This window comes from Actinoplanes sp. NPDC051537 (assembly GCF_055586105.1).
This window is the reverse complement of record NZ_JBVJIU010000005.1, coordinates 124,461-134,680: the sequence shown is the minus strand read 5'-3', so window position 1 is coordinate 134,680 and position 10,220 is coordinate 124,461. Positions and strand designations below refer to the sequence as shown.

7 protein-coding genes are annotated in these 10,220 nt (G+C 73.4%); 5 read left to right on the top strand and 2 right to left on the bottom strand.

Features of this window, described 5'->3' with window-relative positions; translation table 11 throughout:
• Positions 1-121: 121 nt before the first annotated feature.
• Positions 122-1,222 carry a calcium:cation antiporter gene (locus tag ACZ6TB_RS13195; protein WP_465553885.1) on the bottom strand — a complete coding sequence of 367 codons (1,101 nt, stop codon included), beginning with the start codon at positions 1,220-1,222 and terminating at the stop codon, positions 122-124.
• A gap of 25 nt (positions 1,223-1,247) precedes the next feature.
• Here ACZ6TB_RS13195 and ACZ6TB_RS13190 point away from each other — a divergent pair, with 25 nt between their 5' ends.
• Positions 1,248-2,252, top strand: a complete 1,005-nt coding sequence (locus ACZ6TB_RS13190) for a glutathione S-transferase family protein (protein ID WP_465553883.1) — start codon at positions 1,248-1,250, stop codon at positions 2,250-2,252.
• Between the two features lie 53 nt (positions 2,253-2,305).
• Here the strand turns inward: ACZ6TB_RS13190 and ACZ6TB_RS13185 are convergent, their stop codons facing one another.
• Positions 2,306-2,935, bottom strand: coding sequence for a Rossmann-fold NAD(P)-binding domain-containing protein (locus ACZ6TB_RS13185; RefSeq protein WP_465553881.1), 630 nt, complete (start codon positions 2,933-2,935; stop codon positions 2,306-2,308).
• A 69-nt stretch (positions 2,936-3,004) separates the two neighbouring features.
• Between ACZ6TB_RS13185 and ACZ6TB_RS13180 the strand changes: the two genes are divergently transcribed.
• The 4 genes from ACZ6TB_RS13180 to ACZ6TB_RS13165 are packed head-to-tail and all read left to right on the top strand — an operon-like array spanning position 3,005 to position 10,212.
• Entirely contained in the window at positions 3,005-5,746 is a 2,742-nt protein-coding gene (locus ACZ6TB_RS13180; protein ID WP_465553879.1) for an SWIM zinc finger family protein, read from the top strand.
• Positions 5,743-6,804, top strand: a complete 1,062-nt coding sequence (locus tag ACZ6TB_RS13175; protein WP_465553877.1) for an ATP-binding protein — start codon at positions 5,743-5,745, stop codon at positions 6,802-6,804. The genes ACZ6TB_RS13180 and ACZ6TB_RS13175 overlap by 4 nt, the downstream gene beginning before the upstream one ends.
• Positions 6,797-9,025 carry a DUF5682 family protein gene (locus ACZ6TB_RS13170; protein WP_465553875.1) on the top strand — a complete coding sequence of 743 codons (2,229 nt, stop codon included), beginning with the start codon at positions 6,797-6,799 and terminating at the stop codon, positions 9,023-9,025. Before ACZ6TB_RS13175 ends, ACZ6TB_RS13170 begins: the two co-directional genes overlap by 8 nt.
• Positions 9,022-10,212 carry a VWA domain-containing protein gene (locus ACZ6TB_RS13165; protein WP_465553873.1) on the top strand — a complete coding sequence of 397 codons (1,191 nt, stop codon included), beginning with the start codon at positions 9,022-9,024 and terminating at the stop codon, positions 10,210-10,212. The genes ACZ6TB_RS13170 and ACZ6TB_RS13165 overlap by 4 nt, the downstream gene beginning before the upstream one ends.
• The last annotated feature ends 8 nt before the right edge of the window (positions 10,213-10,220 follow it).

Sequence of the window (10,220 nt, the reverse complement as noted above, 5' to 3'; positions counted from 1 at the left end):
CGAAATCCCCCCCCAAACCCAACACGCGGAGGGAAAAAAAAAAAGGCGGGGCCCGGAGAGCCGCTCCCCGGAGGCGGTGGGCACCCCCCCCCCCGCCCCCCCCCCCCCCCCCCCGCACTACCTAGGGACTCGCCGCCAGGAACAGGAACGCGGCCAGCAGGGACAGGTGGACGCCGCCCTGCAGCACGTTCGCCCGGCCGGGCACGATCGTCAGCGTTCCCACCGCGACGGTCAGCGCGAGCAGCACCATCTGGGTGCCGCCGAGGCCGAGCAGCAGCGGCCCGGGCAGCCAGATCATCGCGATCGCGATCGCCGGGATGGTCAGCCCGATGCTCGCCATGGCCGAGCCGACCGCCAGGTTGAGGCTGGTCTGCACCCGGTCACGGGCGGCGGCGCGCACCGCCGCGATCGTCTCCGGCAGCAGCACGAGCAGGGCGATCGCCACGCCGACCACGGCCTGCGGCAGGCCGGCGTCGTTCACCACCGACTCGATCGCCGGGGAGACGCCCTTGGCCAGGCCGACCACGCCGACCAGAGCCAGCAGCAGCAGGCCGACGCTGGTCAGCGCGGCACGGTCGGACGGCGGGTCGACGTGCTCCTCGGCGTCGATGACCTCGCCGGAGGTGGTGATCGGCAGGAAGTAGTCGCGGTGCCGGCGGGTCTGCACGGTCACGAACAGGGCGTACAGCGCCAGCGACGCGACGGCCGCGAAGCCGAGCTGGGCGGGCGAGAACTGCGGGCCGGGGCGGCTCGTGGTGAAGCTCGGCAGCACCAGCGAGAGCGTCGCGATCATGGCGACCGTGGCGAACATGCCGCCGGTGCCCTCGGGGTTGAAGACGGCCACGTGCCGGCGGGCGGCGCCGACCAGCAGCGACAGGCCGAGCAGGCCGTTGCAGGTGATCATCACGGCGGCGAAGACGGTGTCCCGCGCCAGCGACTGGGTCTTCTCGCCGCCGCTGATCATCAGCGTGACGATCAGGGCGACCTCGATGATCGTCACGGCCACCGCGAGCACGAGCGATCCGTACGGCTCGCCCACCCGATGGGCGACGACCTCGGCGTGGTGCACGGCCGCCAGCACGGCGATGCCGAGGAGAAGGGCGATCGCCACGACGCCGGGCGGTGGCAGGTCCCGTCCCCAGGTCAGGATCAGCGCGGCGACGGCCACGATCGGCACGTATATGGTCCAGCGTGCGAGATAGTCACGAATCTTGGCTCCCATCCGGCAACTCTGCCAGATTGGTGGCATGGCCTACGCGAATCCCTCCGGCGAATACAACCGCGACCAGCGCTACATCCCGACCCGGATCACCGAGGACGGCCGGGACGGCTACCCGGTCGAGCCCGGCCGGTACCGCCTGATCGTGAGCCGGGCGTGCCCGTGGGCGAACCGGTCGATCATCGTGCGGCGGCTGCTCGGCCTCGAGGACGTGCTCTCGATGGGCATCGCCGGGCCGACCCACGACGAGCGCAGCTGGACCTTCGACCTCGACCCCGGCGGCACGGACCCGGTGCTCGGGATCGAGCGGCTCCAGGAGGCGTTCCTCAAGCGGTTCCCGGAGTACGACAAGGGCATCACGGTGCCGGCCATCGTCGACGTGCCGACCGGGCAGGTGGTGACCAACGACTTCGCGCAGATCACCATCGACATGTCGCTGGAGTGGACGCGGTACCACCGGGACGGTGCGCCCAAGCTCTACCCGCCGGAGCTCCGGGAGGAGATCGACAAGGTCAACCGCTTCGTCTTCGCCGACGTCAACAACGGGGTCTACCGGGCCGGGTTCGCCGGATCACAGGAGGCGTACGAGAAGGCGTACCACCGCCTGTTCGACCGGCTGGACCAGCTTTCGGAGCACCTCGCCGGGCGCCGTTACCTGGTCGGGGACACGATCACCGAGGCCGACGTGCGGCTGTTCACGACGCTGGCCCGGTTCGACCCGGTCTACCACGGCCACTTCAAGTGCAACCGGACGAAACTCAGCGAGATGCCGGTGCTGTGGGCGTACGCGCGAGATCTGTTCCAGACGCCCGGCTTCGGCGACACGATCGACTTCGCCGACATCAAGAAGCACTACTACGTGGTGCACCGGGACATCAACCCGACGCGGATCGTGCCGGCCGGCCCCGACCTGCGGAACTGGATGGACGAGCACGGCCGGGAGAAGCTCGGCGGCCGGCCGTTCGGGGACGGGACTCCCCCGCCGCCGCCGAAGCCGTCCGAGGTCGTGCCCGCCGGTCACGGGGCTGTCTGATCACGGGCTGTCTGATCACGGGCTGTCTGATCACGGGCTGCCTGATCACGGGGCTATCTGAGATCCACGTTCTCCAGGATGTGGCGGGGGAAGCCCACCCTCGCCACCTGGAGCATCGCGCGGCCCAGCTTGTCGGTCGTGGTGACGTATCGCGGGGCGGCGCGCTCGAGCAGCGGCAGCAACGGCCCGGTCACGGTGTAGATCGTGTTGTAAATGCGCGTTTTCGACCGTACGCCATGGGTCGGTTGAATGATTCCCGGCCGGGCCGCGTAACCGTTGGGCAGGAGCTCGATGATCTCCCGTTCGGTGCGGGCCTTGACGCGCGCCCACATCTGGCGGCTCGTCGCGCTGGTGCCCGCCCCCGAGACGTAGATGAAGCAGGCGTCGTGGTCGACCGCGCGGGCCGCCGCCATCGGGAAGTCGTACGAGACGCGGGTGTACGCCGCCTCGTCCATGCCCACCGAGCTGACGCCCAGGCAGTAGAAGCAGGCGTCGTACCCTTCGAGCGAGACCCCCGACAGGTCGGTGAAGTCGCTGATCGGGGCCTCGTGCAGCTTCGGGTGACGCACCCCGGTGGACGAGCGGACCACCGCGAGAACGTCCTCGACATCGGCGGCGAGCAGGCTCTCCCGCAGCACGCCCTGCCCGACCATTCCGGTCGCGCCGAAGATGATGACCTTCACGAGCCCTACTCTCTCATGGGCCCTCGCCGGGTAGCCGAAAATGTCGTACCGCGCGTCTAGGGTTTGCCCGTGCCCGTTGAGAGATGGTCCCCCGCACAGGTCGAGACGCTGGCCCCCGACGCCTCGTCGCTGAAGGCCGCGCGTGGTCTGTCGTCGCCCGTGTCCTGGTCGTCGACGGGCCGGCTCGACGACATCCTCTGGGGACTGTGCCGCTCCTACCAGGTCTGCGTCGACCTCGCCGGGCCGGCGTTCCGCTGTTCCTGCCCGAGCCGCAAGATCCCGTGCAAGCACGCGCTCGGGTTGCTGATGCTCTGGGCCGAGTCCGATGTGTCCGGCGCGCCGCCGGCCGCGTTCGCGCAGGAGTGGCAGGCGGCGCGGGCGGCTTCCATCAAGAAGCCGCGTGCCGCTGCGACGCCCGACCCGGCCACCGCGGTCCGCCGGGCCGAGCGCGTCGCGTCCGGCATGGCCGAGCTCAGCCGCTGGCTCGACGACCAGGTGCGGCAGGGTCTCGCCGGCGCCCAGCGCAGCGGGCCCCAGCCGTTCGAGGCGATGGCCGCCCGCCTGGTCGACGCCCAGGCCCCGACCGCGGCCGGCGCGGTCCGGCGACTGGGCAGCATCGCCGGCATCGGCCCGCACTGGGCCGACCGCCTGCTCGGCGAGCTCGCCCTGTTGCGCCTGCTGGTCGCCGGCCACGAGCGGCTGCCCGAGCTGCCCGCCGACCTGGCCGCGACCGTGCGCAGCCGCATCGGCTTCCCGGTCGGCACCGAGGAGGTGCTGGCCGGCCCGCGGGTCACCGACCGCTGGCAGGTCCTGGGCCAGGTCGACACCGACGACGGCGCCCTCACCACCCGGCGCAGCTGGCTGCGCGGGGCGAAAACCGGCCGGTTCGGGCTGATCCTGTCGTTCGCGGCGCCCGGCCAGCCGATGGTGGCCGATCTGGTGCCCGGCACCGAGTTCCGCGGCGACCTCACCTTCTATCCGGGCAACGTGCCGCTGCGGGCGCTGATCGCCGACCGCGCGAGCGCCGCCGAGCCGTTCCACGCCCCCGACGGCGCCGTCCCGCTCACCGAGGCGCTGAACGGCTACGCGGCCACGGTCGCGGGCGAGCCGTGGCGCTTCGACGCGCCGGTCGTGCTGGCCGGCGTCACGCCGACCGACGACGGCTGGCTGGTCGACGAGTCCGGCGAGTCGCTCCCGCTCGCGCCCGGTCACCGCGAGCCGTGGTGGCTGCTCGCCGCCGGCGGGGCCACCCCGGCCACGGTCGCCGCCGAGTGGTCGCCGTCCGGCCTGCGCCCGCTCGCCGCCTGGACCGCCGGCGGCTTCGTCCCGGCCGCGCCGCCGATGCCCGACCCGGGCGCCCCGCGCCGCCCCGAGCTGCCGCCCGACCTGCTGGCCGCGGCCCTGGTCGGCACCAACCGCCGCCCCTGGCCGGGCGAGGCCACCCTGCTCGAGTCGGCCGCCGTCGCGCTCGCCCGGCACCGCGCCGGCGTCACCCCGGCCGCCGGGCACGCCCCGGTGCCGGCCGCGCCGTCCGAGACCACGCCGCCGCTGCCGCCCGCGACCGGCGTGCGGCTGATCCGCATCCTCTCCGGCGGCGCGTCGGTCGGCGGCCAGATCGCGCAGGAGCTGCTGGCCCAGTGGCTCGCCGCGGCCGCGGCCCAGGGCGGTCACGTGCCGCCGGTCGCCCTGCCCGCGCTGCTCGACGCGGGCAAGCGCAACTCGCTGATCCGCCCGGCGCTGGCCCGGGTCGCCGGTCGCCGGGGCGTCTGGCTGGCCGGCATGCGCGCCGACTGGCGCTGGCTGCGCGACGAGACCGTGGTCCTGCCCGAGTCGCCGGCCACCTGGGAGACGGGCTCGATCGGCGAGCGCCTCGGCTACCTCACCGAGCTGCGCCGGGCCGACCCCGCGCGCGGCCGCGAGCTGCTCGCCACGACCTGGCCGCGGGAGTCCTCCGACGACCGTGCCCGCTTCGTGTCCGCGCTCGCCACCGGCCTGTCCCTCGACGACGACGCCTTCCTCGAGGAGGCGCTCGACGACCGCCGCAAGGAGGTCCGCGAGGCCGCGCTCGACCTGCTGCGCGGGCTGCCCGGCTCGTCGCTCGGCCGGCGCATGTCCGCGCGCGCGTCCGAGGCGGTCAAGCTCGATATGCGGGGCCGGCTCGTCGTCTCTCCCCCCGAGGAGCTCGACGCCGGCCTGCGCCGCGACGGCGTAGCCGCCACCCCGGCCCGCGGGCTCGGCGTGAGCGCCTGGCTGCTGGAGGAGACGCTGGCCGGCGCGCCGCTGGCGACCTGGTCCGACCCGGCCACCATGCTGCGGCTGGCCCGCGGCAACGACTGGGAGTCCGCACTGATGCACGGCTGGGCCAAGGCCGCCGTCGCCCAGCACGACCCGGCGTGGGCGATCGCGCTGCTGAACGAGCGCGCCGACATGCTGCGCGAGTCCGTCCGGTGGGACCTTCACCTCGTGCTGCCGCCCGACGAGCTGGCCCGGCTGGCCGGCGAGGCGCTGCTGCGCGACGACGGCCTCGCCCACCGGCTGCTCTCCATCCACCCCGGCAACTGGTCCGACGAGCTGTCGACCGCCGTCTTCGAGACCATCGCCCACCGGGTCCGCACCGACCGGCACACCTGGCAGCTCGGCGAGCTGTGCCGGGCCGCGTCGCTGTCCATGCCGCCGAAATGGGCCGAGCCGGTCGGCCGGCTCGCCCAGCAGCTCGACCAGGAGCCCGGCGCCCAGTCGCGGGTGCGGCCGGTGGCCGAGCTCGCCCGCACGCTCACCTTCCGCCACGAGATGTTTCAGGAGTTCGAGTGACCGTTCTGCGCGCGCACGCCGAGGACCAGTACGCCGAGGAGCTGGCCCTGCTGGCCACCACCGACGAGCGGCCCCGGCCGCCCGGCTGGCGGCTGTCCCCGCAGGCCGTCGTGACCTACCTGCTCGGCGACGGCGCGAAGATCACCCCGAAGTACGTGGGCCCCCGCCGGCTCGTCGAGGTCGCGGTCGCGACCCTGGCCACCGACCGGGCACTGCTGCTGCTCGGCGTGCCGGGCACGGCCAAGACGTGGGTGTCCGAGCATCTCGCGGCGGCGATCTCGGGCGACTCGACCCTGCTGGTGCAGGGCACGGCGGGCACGGCCGAGGAGGCGATCCGGTACGGGTGGAACTACGCCCGCCTGCTGGCCGAGGGCCCGACCGAGGCGGCCCTCGTGCCGAGCCCGATCATGCGGGCCATGCGCACCGGCACGATCGCCCGGCTCGAGGAGCTGACCCGGGTGCCGTCCGACGTGCAGGACGCGCTGATCACGATCCTCTCCGAGAAGACGCTGCCGATCCCGGAGCTCAACACCGAGGCGCAGGCGCAGCGCGGGTTCAACCTGATCGCCACCGCCAACGACCGCGACCGCGGGGTCAACGAGCTGTCCAGCGCGTTGCGCCGCCGGTTCAACACGGTGGTGCTGCCGGTGCCGGCCTCGGCCGACGAAGAGGTCGAGATCGTCGCCCGCCGGGTCGCCCAGCTCGGCGCGTCGCTCGACCTGCCCGAGGTGCCGACGGCGCTCGAGGAGATCCGGCGGGTGGTGACCGTCTTCCGCGAGCTGCGCAGCGGCCTCACCGAGGACGGCCGTACCAAGCTGAAGTCGCCGACCGGCACGCTCTCCACGGCCGAGGCGATCTCGGTGCTCACCAACGGCATGGCGCTGGCCGCCCACTTCGGCGACGGCACCCTGCACCCCGGCGACGTGGCCGCCGGCATCGTCGGCGCGGTCGTGAAGGACCCGGTCTCCGACGGCGTGGTCTGGCGCGAATACCTGGAGACGGTGGTCCGCGAGCGCCCCGACTGGCTCGACTTCTACCGGGCCGCCCGCGATGCCTGAGCGCCTCTACGGCATCCGCCACCACGGCCCGGGCTCGGCCCGCGCGGTGGTGTCCGAGCTGTCGGCGCACCCACCCTCGATTTTGCTGGTCGAGGGCCCGCCCGAGGCCGACGGTTTGGTCCGCTGGGTGGCCGACGCCGGCTTGGAGCCGCCGGTCGCGTTGCTGGGCTACGCCGCCGATGACCCGCGGCGGGCGGCGTTCTGGCCGTTCGCGGTGTTCTCCCCCGAGTGGCAGGCGATCCGGTGGGCAGAGGCGAACGGGGTGCCGGTGCGCTTCTTCGACCTGCCGTTCGCCCATCGATTGACGGATTCTCCAGCTCCTCGACCGGATCCGGACGCACCAGCCCAGCGGCCCGTCGATCCGATCGGGGAACTGGCCGGCGCGGCCGGCTACGACGATCCCGAGCGGTGGTGGGAGGACGTCGTCGAGCATCGCGGCATGCCCGCGTTCGAGGCGATCGCGGAGGCGATGACGGAGATTCGGGAGGGCTCGCCCGAGGACCCGGACGATCTGGTCCGCGAGGCTTACATGCGGACCGTGCTGCGCGAGGTGCGCCGGACGCACGACGAGATCGCGGTGGTGTGCGGGGCCTGGCACGTGCCGGCGCTGACCCGCAAGGTGGCGGCCAAGGATGACGCGGCACTGCTCAAGGGGCGTCGCAAGGCGAAGGTCTCGTTCACGTGGGTGCCCTGGACGTACGGCCGCCTCGCCTCGTGGTCCGGTTATGGCGCCGGGGTGCGTTCGCCGGGGTGGTACCACCATCTCTTCACCCACACCGACGAGGTGGTGCCGCGATGGCTGGTCGACGCGGCCGGTGTGCTGCGGGCCGAGGGGGTGCCCACGTCGTCGGCGCACGTCATCGAGGCGACCCGGCTGGCCGAGACGCTGGCGACGATGCGGGGGCGGCCGCTCGCGGGGCTGGCCGAGGTCACCGAGGCGGCCGAGGCGGTGATGTGCGACGCCGAGCCGCTGCGGGTCGAGCTGATCAACAAACGGCTCGTGGTCGGCGAGCGGCTCGGCGGCGTCCCCGACGAGATGCCCGCGGTGCCGCTGGCCAAGGACCTGGCGGCCGAGCAGCGCTCGCTGCGGCTCAAGCCCGAGGCGCTCGAGCGGGCGCTCGACCTCGACCTGCGCAAGGAGAACGACCTGCGGCGCAGCCGGCTCCTGCATCGGCTGCGGACGTTCGACGTGCCGTGGGGCGAGCCGGTGGCGTCGGGCCGGGGCATGGGCACGTTCCGCGAGGAGTGGAAGCTGCGGTGGCAGCCCGAGTTCGCGGTGCGGCTGGTCGAGGGCAGCATGTACGGCACCACGGTGGCGTCGGCGGCGACGTCCAAGGTGACCAAGGCTGCCGACGACGCCGAGACGCTCGCCGACGTGACCGCCCTGGTGGAGATCTGTCTGCTGGCCGATCTGGGGGACGCGTACGGGCCGGTGCTCGCCGCCCTGGACGTGCGCGCCGCGCTGGACGCCGACGTCGGCCACCTGATGGCCGCGATCCCGGCACTGGCCCGCACCCTGCGGTACGGCGACGTGCGCCGCACCGACATGGCCGGGCTCGCGACGGTGACCGCATCGCTGCTCGGCCGGGTCTGCGCGGGGTTGCCCTCGGCGGTGGGCTCGCTCTCCGACGAGGCGGCCAAGGTGCTGCGCGACCGGATCGACGGCGTGCACGCGGCGATCGGCCTGCTCGCCGACGACGACCTGCGCTCGCGGTGGCTGGTGACGCTCTCCTCGCTCTCCGGCCGGGCCGACCTGCACGGCCTGCTGGCCGGGCGGCTCACCCGCCTGCTGCTCGACGCCGGGCGGCTGGACGCGGCCGAGGCCCGGCGACGGATGCGGCTCCCGCTCACGATCGGCACGCCCCCGGCGCACGCGGCGGCCTGGGTCGAGGGCTTCCTGTCCGGCGGCGGGCTGCTGCTGGTGCACGACGCCGGGCTGCTCGATCTGCTCGACGGGTGGCTCGCCGACATTCCGGCCGACGCGTTCGACGACGTGCTGCCGCTGCTCCGCCGGACGTTCGGGGCCTTCGACGCCGGTGAGCGCCGCGCGATCGGCGAGCGGGTGGCCGGGAAGCGCGCGTCGGCCGATCGCGGTGGGCTCGGCTTCGACCCGGCCCGTGCCGATCAGGTCTTGCCGACGCTGTCCGTCTTGCTGGGTCGCGAGATAGGCGTGCTGTCCGGTCCCGACATCATCACCGCCGTCGCTGGGGAGGCGCCGTGAGCGAGGAGATCGACGAGGCCGGGCGGGAACGGTCGCGCCGGTGGCGGATGGTGCTCGGCGGGCCCGCCGACGAGGCGCTCGGGAAGGCCGAGGGCCGCGACGGGCAGATGGACGCCGCGCTGGCCGCGCTCTACGACGCGGGCGGCGAGGGCGACGGGCCGCCGGGCAGCAAGCGGTCGGCCGGGCTCGGCGGGTCGGCGCCCAAGGTAGCCCGGTGGCTGGGCGACATCCGGGAGTACTTCCCGAGCACCGTCGTGCAGGTCATGCAGTCGGACGCGATCGAGCGGCTGGACCTGACCCGGCTGCTGCTCGAACCGGAGATGCTGGCCGCGGTCGAGCCCGACGTGCACCTGGTCGGGACCCTGCTCTCGCTGAACCGGGTGATGCCGGCCAAGACCAAGGACGCGGCCCGCCAGGTCGTCCGCACCGTGGTCGAGCAGCTGGAGAAGCGCATCGAGCAGAAGACCCGGGCCGCCGTGTCGGGCGCGCTCAACCGGGCCGCGCGGATCAACCGGCCCAAGCACGCCGACATCGACTGGGACCGTACGATCCGGGCCAACCTCAAGCACTACCAGGCCGATCTGCGTACGGTGATCCCCGAGCGCCTGGTCGGCTACGGCCGCCGCACCACGGCCGTGCAGCGCGACGTCGTGCTCTGCGTCGACCAGTCCGGGTCGATGGCGGCCTCGGTCGTGTTCTCCGGGGTGTTCGCCGCGGTGCTGGCCTCGATGCGGTCGCTGCGCACGTCGCTGGTCGTCTTCGACACCGCGGTGGTCGACCTGACCGACCAGCTCAGCGATCCGGTCGAGGTGCTGTTCGGCACGCAGCTGGGCGGCGGCACCGACATCAACCGGGCGATCACCTACAGCCAGCAGCTCATCACCCGGCCGCGGGACAGCATCTTCGTGCTGATCAGCGACCTGTACGAGGGCGGGGTCCGGGAACAGATGCTGCGCCGGGTCGCGGAGATGACCGCGGCGGGCGTTCAGGTCGTGGTCCTGCTGGCCCTGTCCGACGAGGGCGCCCCGGCGTACGACCATGACAACGCCGCCGCGCTCGCCGCGCTGGGTGTCCCGGCGTTCGCCTGCACGCCCGACGCGTTCCCCGGCCTGATGGCCGCGGCCATCGAGCGACGTGATCTCCGAGCCTTCGCCGCACGCCTTGAGTCCGACCCGAAAGGTAACTAGCGTATGAC

Excerpts from the sequence above, each read along its gene's own strand:
- ACZ6TB_RS13195 (WP_465553885.1), bottom strand. The coding sequence starts at position 1,222 with ATGGGAGCCAAGATTCGTGACTATCTCGCACGCTGGACCATATACGTG.
- ACZ6TB_RS13190 (WP_465553883.1), top strand. The coding sequence starts at position 1,248 with ATGGCCTACGCGAATCCCTCCGGCGAATACAACCGCGACCAGCGCTAC.
- ACZ6TB_RS13170 (WP_465553875.1), top strand. The coding sequence starts at position 6,797 with ATGCCTGAGCGCCTCTACGGCATCCGCCACCACGGCCCGGGCTCGGCC.